The organism is Streptomyces sp. NPDC005492 (assembly GCF_040605995.1).
GTDB lineage: Bacteria > Actinomycetota > Actinomycetes > Streptomycetales > Streptomycetaceae > Streptomyces.
In genome coordinates this window covers 22,865-46,655 of the sequence record NZ_JBEXDX010000060.1, presented here as the reverse complement: position 1 = coordinate 46,655, position 23,791 = coordinate 22,865, and the positions used below count along the sequence as shown (strand labels likewise).

The 23,791-nt window shown below is 69.9% G+C and carries 22 protein-coding genes and 4 tRNA genes; 14 read left to right on the top strand and 12 right to left on the bottom strand.

Annotated features, from left to right (window positions below; genetic code table 11):
- Position 1: 1 nt before the first annotated feature.
- Together ABZT04_RS41680 and ABZT04_RS41675 are read left to right on the top strand one after the other, a co-directional pair.
- Positions 2 to 65: transfer RNA gene (locus ABZT04_RS41680), tRNA-Asp, on the top strand.
- 142 nt (positions 66 to 207) lie between these two features.
- The gene (locus ABZT04_RS41675; RefSeq protein ID WP_356064692.1) at positions 208 to 375 is read left to right on the top strand and encodes a DUF6274 family protein; all 168 of its coding nucleotides are present in this window, start codon (positions 208 to 210) and stop codon (positions 373 to 375) included.
- A gap of 401 nt (positions 376 to 776) precedes the next feature.
- On the opposite strand, the gene bldC is transcribed toward ABZT04_RS41675, so the two are convergent.
- Together bldC and ABZT04_RS41665 are read right to left on the bottom strand one after the other, a co-directional pair.
- Positions 777 to 983, bottom strand: a complete 207-nt coding sequence (bldC, locus tag ABZT04_RS41670) for a developmental transcriptional regulator BldC (protein WP_003949541.1) — start codon at positions 981 to 983, stop codon at positions 777 to 779.
- A 510-nt stretch (positions 984 to 1,493) separates the two neighbouring features.
- On the bottom strand, positions 1,494 to 2,336 hold the full coding sequence (locus ABZT04_RS41665; RefSeq protein WP_356064689.1) for a hypothetical protein: 843 nt from the start codon (positions 2,334 to 2,336) through the stop codon (positions 1,494 to 1,496).
- 224 nt (positions 2,337 to 2,560) lie between these two features.
- Here ABZT04_RS41665 and ABZT04_RS41660 point away from each other — a divergent pair, with 224 nt between their 5' ends.
- Positions 2,561 to 3,652: a Glu/Leu/Phe/Val dehydrogenase dimerization domain-containing protein gene (locus ABZT04_RS41660; protein ID WP_356064686.1), complete on the top strand. Its 1,092-nt coding sequence runs from the start codon at positions 2,561 to 2,563 to the stop codon at positions 3,650 to 3,652.
- A gap of 274 nt (positions 3,653 to 3,926) precedes the next feature.
- Positions 3,927 to 4,184: a DUF3073 domain-containing protein gene (locus tag ABZT04_RS41655; RefSeq protein WP_019061825.1), complete on the top strand. Its 258-nt coding sequence runs from the start codon at positions 3,927 to 3,929 to the stop codon at positions 4,182 to 4,184.
- Positions 4,185 to 4,306: 122 nt separating this feature from the next.
- On the opposite strand, the gene purM is transcribed toward ABZT04_RS41655, so the two are convergent.
- The 4 genes from purM to ABZT04_RS41635 all read right to left on the bottom strand — a co-directional run bounded on the left by purM (position 4,307) and on the right by ABZT04_RS41635 (position 8,235).
- Positions 4,307 to 5,380 (bottom strand): phosphoribosylformylglycinamidine cyclo-ligase, encoded by a 1,074-nt coding sequence (purM, locus tag ABZT04_RS41650; protein ID WP_356064683.1) that lies wholly within the window; start codon positions 5,378 to 5,380, stop codon positions 4,307 to 4,309.
- A gap of 34 nt (positions 5,381 to 5,414) precedes the next feature.
- On the bottom strand, positions 5,415 to 6,941 hold the full coding sequence (gene purF, locus ABZT04_RS41645; RefSeq protein ID WP_356064680.1) for an amidophosphoribosyltransferase: 1,527 nt from the start codon (positions 6,939 to 6,941) through the stop codon (positions 5,415 to 5,417).
- 61 nt (positions 6,942 to 7,002) lie between these two features.
- Entirely contained in the window at positions 7,003 to 7,392 is a 390-nt protein-coding gene (locus ABZT04_RS41640; RefSeq protein ID WP_356064677.1) for an META domain-containing protein, read from the bottom strand.
- A 45-nt stretch (positions 7,393 to 7,437) separates the two neighbouring features.
- Positions 7,438 to 8,235, bottom strand: a complete 798-nt coding sequence (locus ABZT04_RS41635) for a sterol carrier family protein (protein ID WP_356064674.1) — start codon at positions 8,233 to 8,235, stop codon at positions 7,438 to 7,440.
- A gap of 43 nt (positions 8,236 to 8,278) precedes the next feature.
- On the opposite strand from ABZT04_RS41635, the gene ABZT04_RS41630 reads away from it, so the two are divergent.
- On the top strand, positions 8,279 to 8,782 hold the full coding sequence (locus ABZT04_RS41630; protein ID WP_356064671.1) for a hypothetical protein: 504 nt from the start codon (positions 8,279 to 8,281) through the stop codon (positions 8,780 to 8,782).
- Positions 8,783 to 8,867: 85 nt separating this feature from the next.
- Positions 8,868 to 10,022 carry an NAD(P)/FAD-dependent oxidoreductase gene (locus ABZT04_RS41625; RefSeq protein WP_356064668.1) on the top strand — a complete coding sequence of 385 codons (1,155 nt, stop codon included), beginning with the start codon at positions 8,868 to 8,870 and terminating at the stop codon, positions 10,020 to 10,022.
- Positions 10,023 to 10,082: 60 nt separating this feature from the next.
- On the opposite strand, the gene purL is transcribed toward ABZT04_RS41625, so the two are convergent.
- From purL to purS, 3 genes are read right to left on the bottom strand one after another with little or no spacing between them, the layout of a single operon-like run.
- On the bottom strand, positions 10,083 to 12,341 hold the full coding sequence (gene purL / locus ABZT04_RS41620) for a phosphoribosylformylglycinamidine synthase subunit PurL (protein WP_356064665.1): 2,259 nt from the start codon (positions 12,339 to 12,341) through the stop codon (positions 10,083 to 10,085).
- Entirely contained in the window at positions 12,338 to 13,018 is a 681-nt protein-coding gene (gene purQ / locus ABZT04_RS41615; protein ID WP_356064662.1) for a phosphoribosylformylglycinamidine synthase subunit PurQ, read from the bottom strand. The genes purL and purQ overlap by 4 nt, the downstream gene beginning before the upstream one ends.
- A complete protein-coding gene (gene purS / locus ABZT04_RS41610) occupies positions 13,015 to 13,278 on the bottom strand; it encodes a phosphoribosylformylglycinamidine synthase subunit PurS (RefSeq protein ID WP_015659417.1) in 264 nt (87 codons plus the stop codon). The genes purQ and purS overlap by 4 nt, the downstream gene beginning before the upstream one ends.
- Before the next feature lie 382 nt (positions 13,279 to 13,660).
- Here purS and ABZT04_RS41605 point away from each other — a divergent pair, with 382 nt between their 5' ends.
- The 8 genes from ABZT04_RS41605 (at position 13,661) to ABZT04_RS41570 (ending at position 18,481) form a co-directional block, all read left to right on the top strand.
- Positions 13,661 to 13,978 (top strand): Lsr2 family protein, encoded by a 318-nt coding sequence (locus ABZT04_RS41605; protein ID WP_019073805.1) that lies wholly within the window; start codon positions 13,661 to 13,663, stop codon positions 13,976 to 13,978.
- Positions 13,979 to 14,114: 136 nt separating this feature from the next.
- Positions 14,115 to 14,186: transfer RNA gene (locus ABZT04_RS41600), tRNA-Gly, on the top strand.
- A gap of 80 nt (positions 14,187 to 14,266) precedes the next feature.
- A tRNA-Gly gene (locus ABZT04_RS41595) sits at positions 14,267 to 14,342 on the top strand.
- A 129-nt stretch (positions 14,343 to 14,471) separates the two neighbouring features.
- Positions 14,472 to 15,410 (top strand): ABC transporter ATP-binding protein, encoded by a 939-nt coding sequence (locus ABZT04_RS41590; protein ID WP_356064660.1) that lies wholly within the window; start codon positions 14,472 to 14,474, stop codon positions 15,408 to 15,410.
- Positions 15,407 to 16,183, top strand: coding sequence for an ABC transporter permease (locus tag ABZT04_RS41585; protein WP_356064657.1), 777 nt, complete (start codon positions 15,407 to 15,409; stop codon positions 16,181 to 16,183). The genes ABZT04_RS41590 and ABZT04_RS41585 overlap by 4 nt, the downstream gene beginning before the upstream one ends.
- Before the next feature lie 20 nt (positions 16,184 to 16,203).
- A complete protein-coding gene (locus ABZT04_RS41580; RefSeq protein ID WP_356064703.1) occupies positions 16,204 to 17,595 on the top strand; it encodes a histidine kinase in 1,392 nt (463 codons plus the stop codon).
- Between the two features lie 169 nt (positions 17,596 to 17,764).
- A complete protein-coding gene (locus tag ABZT04_RS41575; protein ID WP_356064656.1) occupies positions 17,765 to 18,382 on the top strand; it encodes a response regulator transcription factor in 618 nt (205 codons plus the stop codon).
- A 23-nt stretch (positions 18,383 to 18,405) separates the two neighbouring features.
- A tRNA-Gly gene (locus ABZT04_RS41570) sits at positions 18,406 to 18,481 on the top strand.
- 47 nt (positions 18,482 to 18,528) lie between these two features.
- On the opposite strand, the gene ABZT04_RS41565 is transcribed toward ABZT04_RS41570, so the two are convergent.
- The 3 genes from ABZT04_RS41565 to ABZT04_RS41555 form a co-directional block, all read right to left on the bottom strand.
- On the bottom strand, positions 18,529 to 19,428 hold the full coding sequence (locus ABZT04_RS41565) for a phosphoribosylaminoimidazolesuccinocarboxamide synthase (protein WP_356064654.1): 900 nt from the start codon (positions 19,426 to 19,428) through the stop codon (positions 18,529 to 18,531).
- 69 nt (positions 19,429 to 19,497) lie between these two features.
- Entirely contained in the window at positions 19,498 to 21,003 is a 1,506-nt protein-coding gene (locus ABZT04_RS41560; RefSeq protein ID WP_356064651.1) for a N,N-dimethylformamidase beta subunit family domain-containing protein, read from the bottom strand.
- A gap of 197 nt (positions 21,004 to 21,200) precedes the next feature.
- On the bottom strand, positions 21,201 to 23,786 hold the full coding sequence (locus tag ABZT04_RS41555) for a hypothetical protein (RefSeq protein WP_356064701.1): 2,586 nt from the start codon (positions 23,784 to 23,786) through the stop codon (positions 21,201 to 21,203).
- Positions 23,787 to 23,791: the final 5 nt, after the last annotated feature.

The window sequence follows — 23,791 nt, the reverse complement described above, 5'->3', positions numbered from 1 at the left end:
TGGAGCAGTTTGGAGTGCTCGCCACCCTGTCAAGGTGGAGGCCGCGGGTTCAAATCCCGTCAGGACCGCAGTAGATGAAGGCCCGCACCCGCGAGGGTGCGGGCCTTTTTCATGCCCTCCCCTGAACGCCTGCCGTCTTGACGCCCCCACATCCGCCAGGTACCCAGAAACCAGGCCCCGTTCCCGCAGGGCCACTGGAGGTGGCGTATGGCGGCTTCGGTCAGGCATGAGACGCGGGCCCTGCTCCGTGCGCATCTGTCGGCCGCCGGCTCCTACCGCCATGTGACCCGGCACTGCCCGATCTGCCACCGGCTGCTGCGGCTGGCCATGGACTCCCCTCCGCCCCGGGACGATCCGGAGGGCCAACCCTCTTAGCGCACATAGGTCAGCGGCAACAAGCCATCCGGCATGTGACGGGTGTCACCGCATAAGTTTTTGAAACCGCGGAACTCACACCTCGCTTACAACTGGTCAATTTAATATGTGCAATTGCACCCCTACGGGCGATGGTCCACAGGAGATCCGACAGCCCTCCCCAGAGTCCGACAAGGTCCCTCACAGGACCCTGCGTTCTGCGCGCACGGACCCACGACCAGGCACAAAAAAGATCGCGCTGGACCCGGCGGAGTCCAGCGCGATCTACGACGCACCCTGTGTTCACATGTCTGAAGAGCTTGGGCGTGGGCCCTGTTGGGGCAGAACCCGCGTCGCTTGGAGCTGTGCTGTCGGGCGCTTGACCGGTTGGGGGACCAGCCGTTTCGCCCTTATTCAGTTGGTCAGGCTTCGCTGCGCTGCTGCGGGATGCCCGCGAGCAGTGCACGGACCTCCGCCTCGCGGTAACGGCGGTGTCCGCCGAGCGTGCGAATCGAAGTGAGCTTGCCGGCCTTCGCCCACCGCGTGACCGTCTTGGGGTCCACACGGAACATCGTGGCGACCTCAGCCGGGGTCAGCAGCGGCTCGGCATCAGGGGTGCGAGCGGTCATGAGCGGCCTCCTCGGGAGAACCGAACCTTCTCGGTTCTTTCCTCTAAATTCTGCACCTTGACCCGCGTTGCCCGAAATGGCGGACGCGAGTCGAGTCGGTTATAGGACGAACGGCTTGTCCTCGGCACTACAACTACACCATCTGTCCAACCGCGTAGGCCAAACCGATGGAATTGCCCTCCCAGGTGGCCATCAGCGACGGAAGCCGATGGACCATGCCATAGCGGACAGTCACACCACTGTGACGATCAGTCACAGGGCGATCAGGAGTCATCCAGACCCCCCAAAGCACGCAATGCTGAGATTCCGCCCACAACGGGACGGACAGAGTCCTCCCCGGACTCCTTGTCCTATTTTGGCACGAGGGTGGGCAAGGGGCGCAAGGGATCTGTACGTGCGTTCCGTCACGCTTGGCATCAAAGGTCCGGATCGGGACCTACGTCCTGTGTTGACGAACCGTAAGAATCCTATGCGCAGTTGTTCGAAACTGTCAGTTCGCTTCGGTTCGTCTCAGTTCGCCGAGCGCCGGTCCCTGACCGACCGCCAGCGCTCCACGAGCCGCCCGTACGCCTCGCCCGCCGCCGCCCCGTCCCCGACCCGCAGCGCCTCGATGCCCTCGGCCACGTCCGCCGCCGAGTGGTCGTCCTCCAACTCGCCGGCCGGCAGGACATGCACGAGCCCGCCGTAGTCCAGTTCCACCAGCGAACGCGGATGGAACTCCTCAAGCCAGCGCCCCACGTCCACCAGACCGTCGATCAGCGGCCCCTCGTCGATCGCGTCCTTCAGGGCCCGCAGCGCCCGCGCCACCCGCCGCCGCGCCTGCACCATCGGCGTCCGGTAGCGCAGCATCGGCGGATCGTCCCCGGAGGCCTTGTCGTAGCGCCGCTCCTCGTCGCCGACGAGCACGAACCAGTTCAGCGGCACCTGCCAGGTCGCCGTGCGGATCCACGGCCGGGCGTCCGGGTTGCGGGCCAGCCAGCGCTCGTAGTCCTGGGTGGCCTGATGCCGTAGGAGCGGCGGCAATACGGCGTCCAGGACCGGCGGCGGGAGCTCCTCGGCGAGGTCGCCCAGGGCCTGCCAGCCGCGCAGCCGGGTGCGCCAGGGGCAGACGCAGACCACGCCGTCGACCTCCACCACGAAGGCGTCGGCGCTCTCGTGCACCGGCACCGGGACGGGCGGAGTGGGCAGCAAGTCGGCCAGCGCGCGGCGCAGTTCGTCCTGGTACGACGGGCGGTCGGGGCGGCGGGCGTAGCGCGCCCAGTGGCCGCGCTCCGGCTCGGGGAAAGCGGCCAGTGGTTCGTAGACCCGCAGATAGGTCGCGTACGGGACGATCACCGAGGACACCTTGGGCACGCCTGCTTCCCTCCCCCGCCGACCGTCGGGAAAACCTCTGGGACCCGCTCGCGAACGCACGGGAAAACTATGCAGATCGTCGCACGGACACCCCCCTCCAGTAGGTGATCCTGAACACTGCACCGATCGCGGTCGGACGCAGGCTCTACGCTCGTGCCACCGGCACCCGCCACCCTTACGGGGGCCTGTCTCCAACCGCCGCCACTTACCCAGGAGTCACCACAGTGACCGACGTAGACAACGGCGTCCTGCACACCCTGTTCCACTCGGACCAGGGCGGTCATGAGCAAGTCGTGCTCTGCCAGGACCGGGCCAGCGGCCTCAAGGCCGTCATCGCCATCCACAACACCGCCCTGGGCCCCGCCCTGGGCGGTACGCGCTTCTACCCGTACGCGAGCGAGGCGGAGGCCGTCGCCGACGCGCTCAACCTCGCCCGCGGGATGTCGTACAAGAACGCCATGGCCGGTCTTGACCACGGCGGCGGCAAGGCCGTGATCATCGGTGACCCGGAGCGCGACAAGACCGAGGAACTGCTGCTCGCCTACGGCCGGTTCGTGGCCTCACTCGGCGGGCGGTACGTGACCGCGTGCGACGTCGGCACGTATGTCGCCGACATGGACGTCGTGGCCCGCGAGTGCCAGTGGACGACCGGACGCTCCCCTTCGAGCGGCGGCGCGGGCGACTCCTCGGTGCTGACCGCCTTCGGCGTCTTCCAGGGCATGCGCGCCAGCGCCCAGCACCTATGGGGCGAGGCTTCGCTGAGCGGCCGCAAGGTCGGCATCGCGGGCGTCGGCAAGGTCGGGCACCACCTGGTGGAGCACCTGCTGGACGAGGGCGCCGAGGTCGTGATCACCGACGTGCGCGAGGAGTCCGTACGACGGATCCTCGACAAGCACCCGACCGGCGTGAGCGCCGTGCCCGACACCGAGGCGCTGATCCGGGTCGAGGGGCTCGACATCTACGCCCCCTGCGCCCTCGGCGGCGCCCTGGACGACGACACCGTCCCGGTGCTGACCGCCAAGGTGGTGTGCGGCGCGGCCAACAACCAGCTCGCGCACCCGGGCGTCGAGAAGGACCTCGCCGACCGCGGGATCCTCTACGCACCGGACTACGTGGTGAACGCCGGCGGGGTGATCCAGGTCGCCGACGAGCTGCACGGGTTCGACTTCGAGCGGTGCAGGGCGAAGGCCGCGAAGATCTTCGACACCACGCTGGCAATATTCGCACGTGCGAAGGAAGACGGTATTCCGCCGGCCGCCGCGGCCGACCGGATCGCCGAGCAGCGGATGCACGAGGCGGCCGCCGGGAACAGGTGAGCGGTACCCGCCGACGGGCACTTAGAGAGAACTCTCACGTTCGTCGGCGGGTCGCCTGCCAAGAAGTGGTTAAAATCGCGGTTGACCAGCGAGTACAGGGCACCTCGCGGGTCCTGGAGCCCGGCACGTGCTGCGGGCGACGTACCGTATGGGCGCGGGCTCAGGTACCGTGGAAGCCCTACGGACCGGTCTCTCCACGGAGAGTCCGTTCCAGAACATGAACGCGTGTCAAGACTCTGGGGCCACCGAGCCCCGTATCCGAGGGGGTCGAGCCATGGGGCGCGGCCGGGCAAAGGCCAAGCAGACGAAGGTCGCCCGCCAGCTGAAGTACAGCAGCGGCGGGACTGACCTCTCGCGTCTGGCCAATGAGCTGGGCGCTTCGACTTCGAGCCAGCCGCCGAATGGCGAGCCGTTCGAGGACGACGACGAGGAAGAAGACGACCCGTACGCTCAGTACGCGGATCTCTATAACGACGACGATGAGGACGAGGACGACGAGTCCGGTCCTCAGTCGCAACGTCGAGGCGCTTGACGCACCAGCGTCCCTCGCAGTTCCGTCATTTCCGGAGCAACTGCACCTCACCCGGTCCGGGGCAACACCGCCGGACCGGGTTTTGTGCTGCCTTTCAGCAGCCTCGTCAGACTGAGGCGCTTCTAGATCGAATACGTGCCGACCATCTCCGCGCCCGTCGCGTGGTCGCCGCGCTCGGTGATCTCGCCGGCGATCCAGGCCTCGACCCCGCGGTCGGCCAGCGTCTCCAGGGCCACCTCCGCCGACTCCTCCGGGACGATCGCGATCATGCCGACGCCCATGTTCAGGGTCTTCTCCAGCTCCAGGCGTTCGACCCGGCCGGTCTTCCCGACGAGGTCGAAGATCGGTGCCGGGGTCCAGGTGGAGCGGTCCACGATCGCGTGCAGTGTGTCCGGGATCACTCGGGCGAGGTTGGCGGCGAGTCCGCCGCCGGTGATGTGCGAGAAGGCGTGCACATCGGTGGTGCGGGTCAGTGCCAGGCAGTCCAGCGAGTAGATCTTGGTGGGCACGAGGAGTTCCTCGCCGAGGGTGCGGCCCAGTTCGTCGACGCGCGCCTCCAGGTCCAGGCCCGCCTGGTCGAGGAGCACATGCCGGACGAGCGAGTACCCGTTCGAGTGAAGTCCGGAAGCCGCCATCGCGATGACCGCGTCACCCGTCCGGATGCGATCGGCGCCGAGCAGCCGGTCGGCCTCCACGACGCCCGTACCGGCGCCGGCGACGTCGAAGTCGTCCGGGCCCAGCAGACCGGGGTGTTCGGCGGTCTCGCCGCCGACCAGGGCGCAGCCGGCCAGCACACAGCCCTCCGCGATGCCCTTCACGATGGCCGCGACACGCTCGGGGTGCACCTTGCCGACACAGATGTAGTCGGTCATGAAGAGCGGCTCCGCGCCGCACACCACGATGTCGTCCATGACCATGGCGACCAGGTCGTGGCCGATCGTGTCGTAGACACCGAGGCGGCGCGCGATGTCGACCTTGGTGCCGACGCCGTCCGTGGCGGAGGCGAGCAGGGGGCGCTCGAACCGCTTGAGGGCGGAGGCGTCGAAGAGCCCGGCGAAACCGCCGAGGCCGCCGAGGACCTCGGGGCGCTGGGTCTTCTTCACCCACTCCTTCATGAGTTCTACGGCGCGGTCGCCCGCGTCGATGTCGACGCCGGCAGCCGCGTAGGAGGCACCGGAAGCGGGACTCTCAGACATTGCCTGGGATCTTTCGGGTTGATGGGTACGAGGCTTACGGGCGACGGATCGCGTCGGCCGCCGCCGTGGCGGCCGGACCGGCCGCCAGCTCGGTCTCCAGGAGCTGCTTGCCGAGCAGCTCGGGGTCCGGGAGGTCCATCGGGTACTCGCCGTCGAAGCAGGCGCGGCACAGGTTGGGCTTGGCGATGGTGGTCGCCTCGATCATGCCGTCGATGGAGATGTACGACAGGGAGTCGGCGCCGAGCGAGGTGCCGATCTCGTCGATGGTCATGCCGTTGGCGATGAGCTCCGCGCGGGTGGCGAAGTCGATGCCGAAGAAGCAGGGCCACTTCACGGGCGGCGAGGAGATCCGGATGTGGACCTCGGCGGCCCCGGCCTCGCGGAGCATGCGCACCAGCGCGCGCTGGGTGTTGCCGCGCACGATCGAGTCGTCGACGACGACCAGGCGCTTGCCCTTGATGACTTCCTTCAGCGGGTTCAGCTTCAGGCGGATGCCGAGCTGCCGGATGGTCTGCGAGGGCTGGATGAACGTACGGCCGACGTAGGCGTTCTTCACCAGACCCGCACCGAACGGGATGCCCGAGGCCTCCGCGTAACCGATCGCGGCCGGCGTGCCGGACTCCGGAGTCGCTATGACCAGATCGGCCTCGACCGGAGCTTCCTTGGCGAGCTTGCGGCCCATCTCCACGCGGGAGAGGTACACGTTCCGGCCGGCGATGTCGGTGTCGGGGCGGGCGAGATAGACGTACTCGAAGACACAGCCCTTGGGCTTCGCTTCCGCGAATCGGGAGGTGCGCAGGCCGTTCTCGTCGATGGCGACGAACTCGCCCGGCTCGATCTCGCGGACGTAGGCGGCGCCGCAGATGTCGAGGGCGGCGGACTCGGAGGCGACGACCCAGCCGCGCTCCAGGCGGCCGAGGACCAGCGGGCGGATGCCCTGCGGGTCGCGGGCCGCGTAGAGGGTGTGCTCGTCCATGAAGACGAGCGAGAAGGCGCCCTTGACCTGGGGGAGGACCGCGTGGGCGGCTTCCTCGATGGTCAGCGGCTTGCCGTCGGTGTCGACCTGGGCCGCGAGGAGCGCGGTGAGCAGGTCGGTGTCGTTGGTGGCCGCGACGCGCGGGGTACGGCCTTCCTGCTTGGGCAGGTCGGCGACCATCTCCGCGAGCTGGGCGGTGTTGACCAGGTTGCCGTTGTGGCCAAGCGCGATGGAACCGTGCGCGGTGGCGCGGAACGTCGGCTGGGCGTTCTCCCAGACGGAGGCGCCGGTGGTCGAGTAGCGGGCGTGACCGACCGCGATATGACCCAGGAGCGAACCGAGCGAGGTCTCGTCGAAGACCTGGGAGACCAGACCCATGTCCTTGAAGACAAGGATCTGCGAGCCGTTGCTGACCGCGATTCCCGCGGATTCCTGGCCTCGATGCTGCAGGGCGTAGAGCCCGAAGTAAGTGAGCTTGGCGACCTCTTCACCGGGAGCCCAGACCCCGAAGACGCCACACGCGTCCTGGGGACCCTTCTCGCCGGGGAGCAGATCATGACTGAGTCGACCGTCACCACGTGGCACGCCACCGAGTGTAGGCGAGATCGACCACTGGTCCGAATTCGGGTTACTCGCCGGTAGTGGATCACTTGTCGGCGACCGCGTGCACGATCGTGCCGTTTCCGCTGGTCAGGGTGAGGGTGTCGTGATCGACTCGATAGCCGACCTGCCCGCCGAAGAGGGCGAGCAGCGAGCGTTCGGTGCCCATGAGTGAGGCGTCGCACATCATTCGGGTGGTGGACGGGCGGCCGAGCGTGATGTGTCCGGTGCGTACGGTCGCCGTCGCGTCCACGGAGTTGCAGCCGAGCCGGCCGCCGACCTTGCCGGTCCTGGCGTCGAAGGTGAGGTACGCCTGCTTGCCGGCGGACGGTGAGGTGACGGTCCACTTCGTGCCGAAAAGCGGGGTGGTGTCCGATCCGCCGCACGCGACGGCGAGGGGCAGCACGGTGAGGACCGCGAGGGTGAGTCGCTTCATGTCCATGGTGGTGGGACGGGAGGGACGGGGGCCCGGTTCCCCGACTCAGCTCATCAGCGGCAGCAGCCCGCGCAGATCCGCCCGTTCCCCGCTCGCACTGACCTTCGCCTCTCCTACGGCGTCCTTCCACGACGTCCGTCCGGTCGCCAGCCGGAGCCAGGTCAGGGGGTCGGTCTCGACGACGTTCGGTGGGGTGCCGCGGGTGTGCCGGGGCCCTTCGACGCACTGCACGACGGCGTACGGCGGGATCCGCACCTCCGTCGAACCGCCGGGCGCCTTCACGGCCAGCGCGTCGGCCAGCAGCCGGGTGCAGGCGGCGAGGGCCTGGCGGTCGTAGGGGATGTCGAGGCCGGGGACGGCGGCGTTCAGGTCGTCGGTGTGGACGACGAGTTCGACGGTGCGGGTGACGAGGTAGTCGGCGAGGGGGAGGGCGCCGACGTTGGTGGCCAGCAGCCGGGTGCCGGGGTGGGCGTCGAGTTGCTCGGTGAGGTGCCGCTCGATGTCGGCGAGGTAGGTGTCGAGGTCGGGGTGCTCCCGGCCCAGCCGTCGGCTGAAGTCGTCGATGGCCGCGGAGTTGGCGCTCGTCGCGAACGCCCAGTCGAGCAGCACGGCGTCCTGCTTCGCCGGCTCCGGCAGGGCGAGGGCGCGCTCGATCGCCGTGAGCGCCATCCCGATGTGCGCGACGAGTTCCCGTACGGTCCACCCGCCGAGCCGGGTCGGCAGCGCGAGCTGCTCGGGGCTGAGGGCCGCCACCGCCTCCCGTACGTTCCCGAACTGGGCGAGGACCGCGGCGCGGGTCCTGGCGGGGTCGTAGGTGCGGGGGCGCTTCTTGGCGGTGGGCATGGCGGCGAGCCTAGTGCGCGTCCCGGGTCGGTCTCACGGCGTTTTGCGCGCGTACTCCCCGAGCCCGTGTTCCACCAACGCGAAGGCGGGCGCGGCGCGTTCGGGGGCGTCGAGCGGCGACCGTCTCGACCGGCTCGCCCGCGTCGAGACGGCGGTAGTGCCCCCCGGTCAGGGCGTCGCGCGCGGCGCTGATCATGGCGGCGCTGATCATGGCGGCGGCGACCGTGGCGAGGGAGTGGCCACGACGTCGATCCGCTTCTTCCAGACACTGGGCAACGCCCTGGGCACGGCGGTGTTCGGCACGGTGCCGGCCCGCTTCTACGCCGGGCACGGTCCCGGCGGCGACATCGCGGCCGTGGCTCATCTGACGGGTGCGGCCCACGCGGCCGGCGTCCAGGCGTTCGTGGATGCGACCCGGGTGGTGTTCTGGGGCGGGGGCGGCCTGATGGCGGTGGCCGCGGTGCTGGCCCGGCGGTTGCCCAAGCCTCCTGAGCTGCCCCGGGAACCGTCCTGTCGGTCGTCTGTCGGAGCTGTCGGTACGACGTAGGCGGGCTGTCGGTGCCGCGTTGAAACCTTGGTGAAGAACCCGCCGGGCGCTCGTCCGGCAGTCCCGCCACTCACAAGGAGTCGTCATGACCACTCACGTCACGATCATCGGAGCCGGGCTCGGCGGACTGACGCTCGCCCGCGTCCTGCACGTCCACGGCATCACCGCCACGGTCTACGAGGCCGAGGCTTCACCGATGGCCCGAACACAGGGAGGGATGCTCGACATCCACGACTACAACGGCCAACTGGCGCTCAAGGAAGCGGACTTGATGGACGAGTTCCGCGGCATCATCCTGGAGGGCCGCCAGGCGACCCGCGTCCTCGGCACGGACGGGACCGTCATGCTCGACCATCCCGACGACGGCACCGGTGGCCGGCCCGAGGTGCAGCGCGGCGAGCTGCGGCGGATCCTGCTCGACTCGCTCCCGGCCGACACCGTGCGGTGGGGGCACAAGGTCACCGGTGTCCGGAGTCTCGGTGCGGGCCGGCACGAGGTGACCTTCGCGGACGGCACCACCGTCGGCACGGACCTGCTCGTCGGTGCGGACGGCGCGTGGTCGCGGGTACGGCCGCTGCTGTCCGACGCCGTTCCCGAGTATTTCGGCCGGTCGTTCGTCGAGACCTATCTGTTCGACGCCGAGACCCGGCACCCGGCCGCCGCGAAGACGGTCGGCGGCGGTTCCCTCTTCGTGCTCGGCCAGAACGCGAACGGCAGGTGGATCGGGGCCCACCGGGAGACCGGCGAGACCCTGCACGCCTACGCCACACTGACCAAACCCCAGGAGTGGTTCGCCGACATCGACTTCACCGACTCCGCCGCGGCCATCGCGCGGATCGCCGCGGAGTTCGACGGCTGGGCCCCCGAGATCACCACCCTGATCACCGACAGCGACACCGCCCCGACCGTGCGCCCCCTCAACTCACTGCCGATCGGGCACCGTTGGGACCGAGTGCCGGGAGCGACCCTGCTCGGCGACGCCGCCCACCTCTCGCCGCCGGACGGCGAGGGCGCCAACCTGGCCATGCAGGACGGTGCCGAACTCGGCAAGGCCATCGCCGCGCACCCCGACGACATCGAGCGGGCGCTCGCCGAGTACGAGGAGGCACTGTTCCCCCGTAGCGCCGAAGCCGCGAAGGCGGCCGTGGCCACCAACGACGCCATCGGCGGGGACCTGCTCGAATTCTTCGCCCAGAAGGGGCAGGGAAACCAGGAAGAACAGGAAGAACAGTCCGCATGACAGGCGTTCGTGGAACGGTCACCGTGACCGTTCCACGAACGCTTGCGTGGCCCCGGCGTACTACGCCAGCAGCGCCTCGATCGTCCCCTCGTGCGCCTCGCGCAGCTCCTCCAGGGACAGCGCGAACTCGCCCTGGATATCGACCGATTGACCGTCGACGACTCCGATCCGCGTGACCGGCAGCCCCCGCGCCCCGCACATGTCGGTGAAGCGCAGCTCCTCCGAGCGCGGCACGGCCACGACCGCGCGGCCCGCCGACTCCGAGAACAGGAACGTGAACGCGTCGAGCCCGTCCGGTACGACCAGACGCGCGCCCTTCTCGCCCAACAGGGCCGATTCCACGACCGCTTGGACGAGACCGCCGTCGGACAGGTCGTGCGCCGAGTCGATCATGCCGTCGCGGGAGGCGGAGATCAGGATCTCGGCCAGCAGCCGCTCGCGCTCCAGGTCGACCTTCGGGGGCAGCCCGCCGAGGTGGTCGTGGACCACCTGCGACCAGGCCGAACCACCGAACTCCTCGCGGGTGTCGCCGAGGAGGTAGAGGAGCTGGCCTTCCTCCTGGAACGCCACCGGCGTGCGGCGCGCCACATCGTCGATGACACCCAACACCGCGACCACCGGCGTCGGGTGGATGGCCACCTCGCCCGTCTGGTTGTAGAGCGACACGTTGCCGCCCGTCACCGGGGTGCCCAACTGCTGGCAGGCGTCGGCCAGTCCACGGATCGCCTCCGCGAACTGCCACATCACCGCCGGGTCTTCGGGCGAACCGAAGTTCAGGCAGTCGGAGACGGCGAGGGGCTTCGCACCCGTCGTCGCCACATTGCGGTAGGCCTCGGACAGGGCCAACTGGGCGCCCGCGTACGGGTCCAGCTTCGCGAACCGGCCGTTGCCGTCCGTCGCGATGGCGACCCCGAGCCCGGTCTTCTCGTCGATGCGGATCATGCCCGAGTCCTCGGGCTGCGCCAGCACCGTGTTGCCCTGCACGAAGTGGTCGTACTGCGACGTGATCCACTTCTTGGACGCCTGGTTGGGAGAACCGACCAACTGGAGGACCTGTGCGCGGAGTTCCTCGCTGGTCGCCGGTCGCGGCAGCTCGTTCGCGTCGTCCGCCTGGAGCGCGTCCTGCCAGTCCGGGCGGGCGTACGGGCGCTCGTAGACCGGGCCGTCGTGCGCGACCGTGCGCGGGTCGACGTCCACGATCTTGCCGCCGTGCCAGAAGATTTCGAGGCGGTCGCCGTCGGTCACCTCACCGATGACGGTGGCGATGACGTCCCACTTCTCGCAGATCTCCAGGAAGCGCTCGACCTTCGCCGGCTCGACGACCGCGCACATCCGCTCCTGCGACTCGCTCATGAGGATTTCCTCGGGCGAGAGCGTGGAGTCACGCAGCGGTACGTCGTCCAGGGTGACCGTCATGCCGCCGGAGCCGTTGGACGCCAACTCGCTGGTGGCGCAGGAGAGTCCGGCCGCGCCCAGGTCCTGGATGCCGACGACCAGCTTCTCGGCGAAGGCCTCAAGCGTGCACTCGATCAGCAGCTTCTCCTGGAAGGGGTCACCCACCTGGACAGCCGGCCGCTTCGAAGGCTTCGCGTCGTCGAAGGTCTCGCTCGCCAGGATCGACGCGCCGCCGATGCCGTCGCCGCCCGTGCGGGCGCCGTAGAGGATGACCTTGTTGCCCGCGCCGGAGGCCTTCGCGAGGTGGATGTCCTCGTGCCGCATCACGCCGATGGCACCGGCGTTCACCAGCGGGTTGCCCTGGTAGCAGGCGTCGAAGACGACCTCGCCACCGATGTTGGGCAGACCCAGGCAGTTGCCGTAGCCACCGATGCCCGCGACGACGCCCGGCAGGACGCGCTTGGTGTCGGGGTGGTCGGCCGCGCCGAAGCGCAGGGGGTCCACCACGGCGACCGGGCGGGCGCCCATCGCGATGATGTCGCGGACGATGCCGCCGACACCCGTGGCCGCGCCCTGGTAGGGCTCCACGTACGACGGGTGGTTGTGCGACTCGACCTTGAAGGTCACCGCGTAGCCCTGGCCGACGTCGACGACACCCGCGTTCTCGCCGATGCCGACGAGCAGCGCGTCGCTCTGCGGGGCCTTCTCGCCGAACTGGCGGAGGTGGACCTTGGAGGACTTGTAGGAGCAGTGCTCGGACCACATGACCGAGTACATGGCGAGCTCGGCGCCGGTGGGCCGGCGGCCGAGGATCTCGACGACCCGCTCGTACTCGTCCTTCTTCAGGCCGAGTTCGGCCCAGGGCAGCTCGACGTCGGGGGTCTCGGCCGCGTGCTCGACCGTGTCCAGAGGCGTCCGGCTCATGCGTTGACCAGCTTCTTGAGGATCGAGGTGAAGAAGGGGAGGCCGTCGGTGCGGCCGGACCCGATGAGCGGCTCGACCGCGTGCTCGGGGTGCGGCATGAGACCCACGACGTTCCCGGCGGCGTTCGTGATGCCGGCGATGTCGCGCAGCGAGCCGTTCGGGTTCAGGTCCAGGTAGCGGAAGACGACCCGGCCCTCCGCCTCCAGCTCGTCGAGCGTGTGCTCGTCGGCGACGTACCGGCCGTCCATGTTCTTCAGCGGGATGTGGATCTCCTGGCCTGCGGTGTAGTCACCGGTCCAGGCGGTCTCCGCGTTCTCCACCCGCAGTTTCTGGTCACGGCAGATGAAGTGCAGGTGGTTGTTGCCGAGCATCGCGCCGGGGAGGAGGTGCGCCTCGGTGAGGACCTGGAAGCCGTTGCAGATACCCAGGACGGGGAGTCCCGACTTCGCCTGCTCGATGACCGTCTCCATGACCGGCGAGAAACGGGAGATGGCGCCCGCGCGCAGATAGTCGCCGTAGGAAAAACCGCCCGGGAGGACGACCGCGTCGACCTGGTGGAGGTTCTTGTCCTTGTGCCAGAGGGCGACCGGTTCGGCGCCGGCGAGACGGATCGCGCGCTGGGTGTCGCGGTCGTCGAGGCTGCCGGGGAAAGTGACGACGCCAATACGAGCGGTCACTTGGCGGCCTCCGCCACTTCTTCCACCTTGACGGTGAAGTCCTCGATCACCGTGTTGGCGAGGAAGGATTCCGCAAGATCGTGGATGCGGGCGAGCGCGGCCTCGTCGACCGGGCCGTCAACTTCCAGTTCGAATCGCTTTCCCTGACGTACGTCGGAGATGCCTTCGAAACCCAGGCGCGGCAGCGCACGCTGGACCGCCTGGCCCTGGGGGTCGAGGATCTCCGGCTTGAGCATGACGTCGACTACGACGCGTGCCACGGGCACTCCCGGTGGTGTGGTGCTGAGCAGGTTCCTGCGGGTCTTCGGCAGGTGTCTTCAGACTACCCGCACAAAATTTCTACGCGGGTAGAGTTGTAGGAATCTACGTGATGACCATCACGATCCGGTGTCGGACGGGGGTGTTCACGAAAAGTTCAGGGAAAGATCCCGGATCGATCCCGGTTCCCTATTGCGCCGAGACACGCGGGGAGATTTAGTCGGGCTTCACATTGCATTGCCGGGCACTGTACAAATGAATTGGCAATAGCCGATACTTTGCCCAATAACAGGCGGACAGTCGACATCTCCGCACCTCCGTGGCGTCTCTGTACGTCTCTGCGGATAGTGCGGTTGGAGGTGTCGCACGAAGGGACCGATATTCGTGGCGCAGAAGGTCGTGGTCACTCTCTTTGACGACATCGACGGCTCGGAAGCGGCGGAGACGATCGCCTTCGGACTCGACGGCAAGTCGTACGAGATCGACCTGAATCAAGCCAATGCCAAGAAACTGCGTAAGGCGCTCGCGCCGTACGTGGACGCAGGTCGCAAGCGGTCGAGGTCGGGCAAGGCCTACCGCCAGACCGAGGTGGCCCCCGACCCGGCGGCCGTCCGGGCCTGGGCCCAGGCGAACAAGATGGACGTGCCGGCGCGCGGACGCATCCCCAAGAAGGTCTACGAGGCGTTCGCCGCTGCCCAATAAGGGCTCTGTGCGAGCTGGGCCTACGGCCGGTCACCGGGCCCTCGGAGCAACCGACTTGCGCTGCACCCCTCCTGGTCAGCTAGAGTTCGGAGCACGCCGAGGGGCGAGGCCGAAAGGCCCAGCTCACGGAGTACATGCGGGTGTAGTTCAGTAGCAGAACATCCCCCTTCCAGGGGGAAGGCGCAGTGTGCAATTCCTGTCACCCGCTCTGCATCGCCGTCCGGACCACTGCTGTGGATCGGGTAGGCTGGTGCTCGCGCCGATCGGTGAGAGCTGGTCGGAGGCAATGCGGACGTAGCTCAGTTGGTAGAGCGCAACCTTGCCAAGGTTGAGGTCGCCAGTTCGAACCTGGTCGTCCGCTCCAGTTTCAGAGAAAGCCCCGGTCCAGTGGACCGGGGCTTTCTCGTGTGCCCGGCACCCGTCTGACATTTGTCATGCCGAGCGGTGACACCGCGCACTGCCCCGCCGCTCCCGCCGCCGGGACGCTGAAGTCATGAACACCAACGAACACGAACACGTGATTGAGGTCACTGACCTACGCCGTGTGTACGGGGGCGGGTTCGAGGCGGTGCGGGGGATCACCTTCTCCGTGCGCCGTGGGGAGATCTTCGCGCTCCTGGGCACCAACGGCGCGGGGAAGACCTCCACGGTCGAACTTCTGGAGGGACTCGCACCGCCGTCCGGCGGCCGGGTGCGCGTCCTCGGCCACGATCCCCACACCGAGCGGGCCGCCGTACGGCCTCGCACCGGGGTGATGTTGCAGGAGGGCGGGTTCCCGTCCGAGCTGACCGTCGCCGAGACCACCCGGATGTGGGCCGGCTGCACGAGCGGGGCCCGGCCCGAGGCGGAGGCGCTCGAACTGGTCGGACTCGCGCGGCGGGCGGACGTACGGGTGAAGCAGTTGTCCGGAGGCGAACGGCGGCGGCTCGACCTGGCGCTCGCGCTGCTCGGCGAACCCGAGGTGCTGTTCCTCGACGAACCGACGACCGGCCTCGACGCCGAAGGGCGCCTGGACACCTGGGAGTTGGTGCGGGCGCTGCGGGACGGCGGGACGACCGTGCTGCTGACCACGCACTACCTGGAAGAGGCGGAAGGGCTCGCCGACCGTCTCGCCATCCTGCGCGAGGGGCGGATCGCGGTCACCGGGACGCCGGCCGAGGTGACGGCGGGACAGCCGTCGCGGATCTCCTTCGAACTGCCCGCCGGGTACTTCGTCGGGGACCTGCCGCCGCTCGGCGAGCTGGGGGTCGTCGGACACGAGGTGGCCGGGCGGGTCGTACGGCTGAAGACGCATGAGCCGCAGCGGGCGGCAACGGGGCTGCTGGTGTGGGCCGAGGGGGCGCGGATCGAGCTGCGGCGGCTGGAGGTGCGGTCGGCCTCGCTGGAGGAGGCGTTCCTCGGGATCGCGCGGGAGCGGGAGGTGGCGGTATGAGTTCGACGACCACTACTCCGGTACGGCGGTTGCGGGCGCTGGGGCGGGCCGAGCTGACACTGCTCGGGCGGAACCGGAACGCGGTGGTCACGGCGCTGCTCGTGCCGCTGTCGCTGCCGTTCAGCGTGCGGCCCGCGGTCGACCAGATGGACCTGAAAGGAGAGGGGCTGAGCGTCGGTTCGGTGATGCTCACGGCCGCGATCGGGTTCTCGCTGCTCTTCGCCGTGTACTCGTCCCTGGTCGGCGCGTTCGTCGCGCGCCGGGAGGAACTGGTCCTCAAGCGGCTGCGCACGGGGGAACTCGACGACTCCGAGATCCTCGCCGGCACGGCCCTGCCCTCCCTGTGCCTCGGGCTCGTCCAGTCGCTGCTGCTGGCGGTGGCCTGCACGCTGCTGCTGGACGCCGGGGCTCCCGCGGTGCCCCAACTCGTCGTCCTGGGGCTGCTGTTCGGCCTCTTCCTCTGCGCCGCGCTGGCGGCCCTCACGGCGAGCGTGACCAGGACGGCGGAGAGCGCGCAGGTGACCGCGCTGCCGGTGCTGTTCGCGTCCATGCTGGGTTCCGGGATCATCATCCCGCTGCAGTTCCTGCCCGACCGGGTCGCCGACGTCTGCGCCTTCCTCCCCCTCTCCCCCGCGATCCGGCTGATCAGCGGCGGCTGGAACGGCGATCTGTCCGGCTACGACGCGCTGGGCGCCGTTCTGACCGCGCTGGCCTGGACCGTCCTCGCGGTGTTTGCTGTACGGCGGTGGTTCCGGTGGGAGCCGCGGCGGTGAGCTACGGGGGGCGGGGCGAGATGCGGGCATCGGTCGGCTGGTGGGGGCGGAAGAGCACGCCCGGGAAGATCGAGACGTACACCCGGTGGTCCTTCCACCTCTTCGCCGTGATCGAGGTCGCGGCGGTCGGGCTGCCGGCCTTCGCCCAGGCCGGTGCCGGGCTCGCGGCCTGGCTGCCGGCGGTCGTGGTCGTGCACGCCGTGCTCTGTTCCCGGACCGCCTCCCAGGCCCTCGACTGGACCCGGGGCAGACGTGAGCGGCCCGTACGGCTGCTGCGGACCTTCGGCGCGGTCACCGTGCTGATCGCTGGCATCGCGATCGTCCTCACGAAGCATGGCCCCGGCGGCGAACACGTGGCAGCCGCCGCGAACACGGTCTTCGTGGGGGTGCTGGGTTTCGGCGGCGGCACGCTCGCCCTCGGGGTGCGCGGCCGAGGGCACGTCCTCGCGGTCGTGACGGGGTGCGTGGTCGGCGCGCTGCTCGTGCAGCTCCCGCTGGGGGTGGCCCTCCCGGCGGCGCTCGGCACCGCGTTCGCCGTACTCGTCAGCTCCGGCGGTCTCGCCTTCACCTCCGCCTTCTCCGTCTGGCTCCTCGACGCCGTCTACGAACTCGACGAGGCCCGCGAGACCCGCGCCCGCCTCGCCGTCGCCGAGGAACGGCTGCGCTTCGGCCGCGACCTCCACGACGTGATGGGCCGCAACCTGTCGGTGATCGCCCTCAAGAGCGAACTCGCCGTCCAACTCGCGCGGCGGGACCGGCCCGAGGCCGTGGAGCAGATGATCGAGGTACAGCGGATCGCCCAGGAGTCCCAGCGCGAGGTCCGGGACGTCGTACGCGGCTACCGCGAGGCCGACCTCCGCCTCGAACTGGCCGGTGCGCAGGGCGTGTTGGCGGCGGCGGGCATCGAGTGCGAGATCACGGGGGAAGCGACGGGGCTGCCGGCCGAGGTGCAGTCGGCGCTGGGGTGGGTGGTGCGGGAGGCGACCACCAATGTGCTGCGGCATGGGGATGCGGGGCGGTGCGTGGTGGGGGTGCGGGTGGGGGTGGGGTGTGTGGTGCTGACTGTGGAGAACGACGGGGTTAAGGGGGGTGAGGGTGTGCCTGGGGGTGTTGGGGGCGGTGAGGTCGAGAGTGGCGGGGGTGCCTGGGGTGGAGCCGGGCAGATGAGGAGCGCTGGGGGCGGTGGCCTCGGGGATGGCGAGGGCCTCAGTGGCGGATCCGGGATTGCGGCGGGCGCCGGTGGCAGAGCCAGGCTCGTGGGGAGCGTCGGTGGTGGGTCCGGGCTCGTTGGGCTTCGGGAGCGGTTGAGTGCGGTGGGTGGTGCGTTGGAGGCGGGGGCGGTGGAGGGGGACCGGTTCCGGGTGGTGGCTACGGTGCCGTTGCCTGCGGTGACGGGGGGCGTGGCGCCATGACCGTGCTCGGCGGGCAATCGGTGGCCGGGGTGATGGGGACACCGCATGGACGGGTTCCTCGGCTGCCCGGTGTCCGCCGGCACCGAGGACCGTACGGCAACGAACAGGCCCACTTCACAACCCCGCCCACCCCCCGACCACAACCCACCCTCCCGACCGGAGTCGCCCCATGACCACCCCCGTCGTACGCCTGCTCCTTGCCGATGACGAGCACCTCATCCGGGGTGCGCTCGCCGCGTTGCTCGGGCTTGAGGATGATCTGCTCGTGGTGGCCGAGGCGGCGAGTGGGCCTGAGGCGTTGGCGATGGCTCGGGCTCATGTGCCGGATGTGGCTGTGCTGGATCTTCAGATGCCGGGGGCGGACGGTGTGAAGGTGGCCACATCTCTGCGGGATGAGCTGCCCGGGTGCCAGGTGCTCATCGTGACCGGTCATGGGCGGCCGGGGCATTTGAAGCGGGCGCTTGCGGCGGGTGTGCGGGGGTTCGTTCCGAAGACCGTCAGCGCGCAGCGGCTCGCGGAGATCATTCGTACGGTGCATGCCGGAAATCGATACGTCGACCCCGAGTTGGCGGCCGATGCCATCGCCTCCGGGGACTCGCCGCTGACCGCGCGGGAGGCCGAGGTGCTGGAACTCGCCGCCGACGGAGCGCCCGTCGCGGAGATCGCCGAGCGGGCCGCGCTGTCCCAGGGGACCGTACGGAACTATCTGTCGTCCGCCGTCTCGAAACTCGGTGCCGAGAACCGGCATACGGCGGTGCGTCTCGCACGCGAGCGAGGTTGGGTATAGTTGCTCTCGCGCCACGGCGCAGCGCGGACGTAGCTCAGTTGGTAGAGCGCAACCTTGCCAAGGTTGAGGTCGCCAGTTCGAACCTGGTCGTCCGCTCCAGCAGAAGTAAGAACCCCGGTCCGGTGGACCGGGGTTCTTTTCTGTGGCTAGCTCCAGCTCAGGCCCGTCAGACGCTCGTACGCCTCGATGTACTTCGCGCGCGTCGCGTCCACGACCCGCTGCGGCAGCGGCGGCGGAGGCTGCTCGCTCCTGCGGTCCCAGCCGGACTCGGCCGAGGTCAGCCAGTCGCGCACGAACTGCTTGTCGTACGACGGCTGCGCGCGGCCCGGCTCCCACTCCTCGGCCGGCCAGAAGCGGGAGGAGTCCGGGGTGAGCACCTCGTCGGCGGCGATCAGCATCTCGCCCTCGAAGCCGAACTCGAACTTGGTGTCCGCGAGGATGATGCCCCGGTCGCGGGCGATGTCCCGGGCGCGGCCGTAGACGGCGAGGGTCGCCTGGCGCAATTGCGCGGCGGTGTCGGCGCCGACCTGGCGGGCGACCTCCTCGTACGACACGTTCTCGTCGTGCTCCCCTACGGCGGCCTTGGTGGCCGGGGTGAAGATCGGCGCGGGGAGTTCGCTGCCGTCGACCAGGCCCTCGGGGAGGGCGAGACCGCAGACCGTACGGGATGCGTTGTACTCCAGCAGACCGGAGCCGGTGAGGTAGCCGCGGGCCACGCATTCCACCGGGACCATCCGGAGCGACTTGCAGATAAGGGTGCGGCCCGCCCACTCGGCGGGGGCGCCGGGCGGGAGATCGGTGCCGAGGACGTGGTTGGGGATCAGGTCGGCGAGCTGGTCGAACCACCAGAGGGAGAGCTGGGTGAGGACGCGGCCCTTGTCGGGGATCTCGGTCGGCAGCACCCAGTCGTACGCCGAGATGCGGTCGCTGGCGACCATCACGAGCTCGCCCGCCTCGTTCTGGTAGAGGTCGCGCACCTTGCCGGTGTGGAGGTGCGTCAGGCCCGGGACCTGGAGCGGCTCGGGCTTTTCTACGAATCCGGACACGGTTCCTCCAGTGGTTCTCTCCAACTGGCTCGATTGTCCCGTATGCACGGCCCGCCTCCGGTCACGGGGTCAGTCGTGCTTGCAGATGCGGTCCAGGAGGTTGGCCGTGGCGCGCTGGATACGGGCGTCCACATGGCCGGGGCGGTCCAGGGCCGGTGACCAGGCGAAGGTGCCGGAGGCGAAGACGAGGGAGCCGGACGGCGCCCGGTACAGGGAGGTCTCCTGGTGGCGGAGGGCGCCCTCGCTGTCCGCGTACGGGGAGTGGGCGAGCAGGATGCGCTCCTCGTGCTGGGGGAGCTGGGTACGCGGGAAGTACCGGTCGGCCTCGCCCGCGACCAGGCCCTCGATCCCCTCGCCCTCGCCGGCGCCGGTCGCCTCCCACAGCCAGTGGTCGGCGTTGCGGACGATCAGGGGGTGCGGCTCGGGCACCCGGCCCGCGTACTGGATACCCACCAACTGCTGCTCTGGGCGGTCGATTTCACGCCACAGCACCGGTCGGCCCGGGCCCCGGCGCTTGCGGCAGGTGAGCAGCCGGTCCGGGACACCGGACGGGGAAGCGGCCAACTCCACTTGCCAGTACATGGTGTTGGCGGAGAGGAAGACGAGGGACGTGCCGTGCTCGCGGGCGCGTTCGACGGTACGGCGCATAGGCGTCGACCAGTACTCGTCGTGGCCCGGGAAGACCAGCCCCCGGTAACGGGTGGGGTCGACGCGCCCCGCGTGCAGGTCGCGGGCGTCGGCGTAGGCGAGGTCGTAGCCGTAGCGCTCGGCCCAGCGGATGAAGTCGTAGGCGTGGCCCACATGCAGGGGCAGGCCCGCGCCCGCGTACGGGCGGTCGAAGGAGACCGTCGTCGCGGCCTCGGACTCGCCGAGCAGCCGGCCGTCCCCGTCCCAGGCGTGGTAGAGGCTCGCGCCAATGCGGCCGTCCTCCGGGTAGAGGTTGTAGGCCTGCCAGGTGATGTCGGGCAGGAGGAGGAGCAGGTCGGCGGGGTGGTTGTCGCGGACCGTGAAGGGGATGTGGGAGCGGTAGCCGTCGGCGGTGGTGAGGACGGCCACGTACGCGCCGATGCTCCAGTAGCTCGGGACCTGCAGCCGCCAGGACAGCCACCAGTGGTGGCAGGAGACCGTGCGGTCGGCGGTGAGCGGCGGGGGCTGGACGATGCCGGAGAGGCGGGGGCTGGTGGTGATCTTCGCGGCGCCGTCACCGCCGTAATGGCCGATGCGGTAGATGTCGACGGCGAACTCCTGGGGCGGGTCGACCGTGACATGGAAGTCGAGCGCCTCGCCGGGGGCGACCGCGCTCGCCGAGGTGAACCCCTTGATCTGCCGCCGCACGTCGTCGGCGGAACGGGGGCCGCCCCCGGACCCGCGCGGGGCGGGGACCTTGGGCAGATCCCTGCCGGAGGTGTGGGCCGGGACCGGGGCGGGGTCCACGTACCAGGGGACGACGTGGCCGGTGTCGTCGAAGTAGGTCTCGCTGCCCCGGAGCCAGGGGACGGGGCCCTGTCCGAAGGGGTCCGTGACGGCGTGCGCCAGCGCTCCCGACTCCCAGCGGCTGATCTGCTCCGACCCCATGACCGCTCCCCTCCCTCGTGCCCCCGTGGTCGTCCTTCGTCGATCTCGTGCGTGTGTCGTATGCCGTACGCCTTTGCCATGGACGGCGCGGTGTACGGGACCGGCCCCAGCACATCACATTAAGCACGCACTCTGTCACTGGTCGTTGCCAATTGACCAAAAGTGGAAGCCAGGGTTCCGCGTCAGGGAGTTCGCGGTCAGACGAGCCTTACCGGCTTCTCCGGGCGTATGCCCAGGTCGATCAGCCACGCCCGCAGGGGCGCCGGGTCGCCGTCCTCGACGAGGCTGAGCACCCTCGGGGCGAGATCGGCCGCCCTTTCGCCGTTCACCAACAGCGTCGGACCGTCGAGCCAGTCGAGCCCGGGGGTCGCGCCGGCCGTGTCCATCGCGGCGCAGCACACCATCGCCGTGACGTGATCGGCGAGCAACTCCCGCCCGGTGCGCGGCGGTTGAAGCGGGAAGAGGGGCAACGAACCGTCGTCCCACAGTGCGGTGTCGGGCCCCTGCCCAGCCGGAGCCGAACCCACCGGCGGGGTCGCCGCCTCCTCCCGCGCCAACTCCGCGGTCAGCCCCGCGGCAAGCGCGGCACTGCGCGGCGAGCCACACTCGTCGAGCTCTTCGTCGTCTTCGGCGGCCATTGCCTTGTAGTGCTCGGGGTGGTGGGGGGTGGGGGGCTCGGTCTTACCGGTGCCGGGGCCGGTGCCTGTGCCTGTGAGAGTGCCGGTGCCGTCCAACTCGGTGTCTTCGTCGACGGTGTTCGCCTTCGCCGGCCGGTCGGTGGTGTCGGTTTCGGTGGACTCGTCGAGGTCAACGGGTGCCGGGGATACGGCGGTTCCGTCGGCCCCGGCGCGATCGACTCCCACGCCCTCATCGGACGCGTCCGCCTCCGTGTACCGGCCGCCGTCGCCATCCTCGGCGGGCCCATCCAGGCCAACAGGACCTGGGGATACGGCGGTTCCGTCCAACCCTCCCCCCGCGCCCTCTTCGGCCGCGTGCGCCTCCGCGTACCGGCCGCCGTCACCATCCTCAGCGGACCCGTCCAGACCAACAGGCCCTGGGGAAACAGCCGTTCCTCCGAACCTGGCGCGATCGCTCCTCACGCTCTCGTCAGCCGCGTCCGCCTCCGCATACCGGCCACCGTCACCATCCTCGGCAGGCCGGTCCAGACCAACATGCCCTGGGGACACGGCCATTCCGTCGAACCCGGCGCCCTCGCTCCCCACGCCTTCATCACCCGCGTCCGCCTCCGCATACCGGCCGCCGTCACCATCCTCAGCGGAACCGTCCAGACCAACCGGCCCTGACGATGCGGAGGTTCCACCGGACCCGGCGCGATCACCCCTCACGCCCTCGTCAGACGCGTCCACCTCGGCATACCGGCCGCCGTTGCCATCCTCAGCGGGTCCATCCAGACCAACAGGCCCCGGGGAAACAGCCGTTCCATCAAAAGCGGCACCATCGATCCCCACGTCCACTCGACCCGCATAGCCGCCGGAGACCCCCGTCAAGTGGTCCACCACGCGGGCCAGCGTCGGGGCGTCGTGATGGGCGGTGATCGGGTCGAGGGTGCGGCGGACGCCGAGGGTGTCCAGGACTCGGTGGAGGCGGGCCGCGTCGGTGCGCCATTTGCGGTCGACGACCTCCTCCGGGTACTCCTGCCAGTCCACCGGCGCCCAGTCGGGACCGGCCTCGGCGGGGCCGCCGTGGAAGAGGCGGGCGGCCAGGAGCGAGGTCGCCTCGTCGATCGTGCCGGGCTCTTCGAGCAGGTCGCAGGCGGGGCGCTCGCCGAGGCGGGAGGCGAAGCCCTCGGCCAGGCGGTCGCGGCGGGACAGCTCCGTCAGGGCCGCTACGACGCCCGCGTCCAGCCGGGACGGCCAGCGGCCCATCCGCCACGCGGGCAGCGCGACCCGGGTCAGCAGCCGGTCCCAGCCCGCGTACGCCAACCCCACCTGTTCCTGCGCGACGATCCGCAGGCCGTAGTCCACAGCCTGTGCGCGCTCGGCGGCAGCGGCGGCCACACCCCGCTCCATCTCGGCCGCGTGCCCCCGGCAACTGCGCAGCAGCAGCCGGGCGACCCAGCCGACACCGGCCAGCGCCGAGCGGAACACGGCACCCCGAGGTGCCGAGGTCACCGCCACCGCGGCGTCCAGCCCCCGTACGAAACGGCGGGCCGCTGCTATGTCCGGGTGCGCGGAGGGACCCGTGCCGGCCACCACCGGGGCGAGCACCGCGCGCAGCTCACCGACCCGCATCCACCACAGGAACGGCGAGCCGATGACGAGGACGGGCGAGGCGGCCGTACGACGCGAGCGCGCCGGGGTGAGGCCCCGCACGCCGGTGATCTCGTCGCGGTTCTCCTGCGGGGGCGGGCCGTGGGCCGGGTGGGTGCGGTCCTCCAGCCAGCTGTCGCAGTCCGGCGTGAGCGCTATCGCGGACGGCGCGGGGACGTCGAGGCGGTCGGCCAGGTCGCGCACCATGCGGTACAGATCGGGGGCCGACTCCTCGGCGATCGCGACCGTAGGACTCACGGCCGGCCGGGACCGCGCGACGACCAGCGCGATGGCGCCGGCCGCGAGCAGCACGACGACGGCGGTTACGCCCATGATCCAACGGGAGAGGTCCCAGCCCCGGCCCACGAGATGGCCGGTGGAACCGCCGGCGAGCAGGATCACCGCGACGGCGGCGGGCAACAGGGCGACGGCCAGCGCCCGGCTGCGGATCCGCAGCACGGCCAAGGCCCGGGAACGCGCCGCCTGCGCGCCCGCCTCCACACCCACACCCATACCGG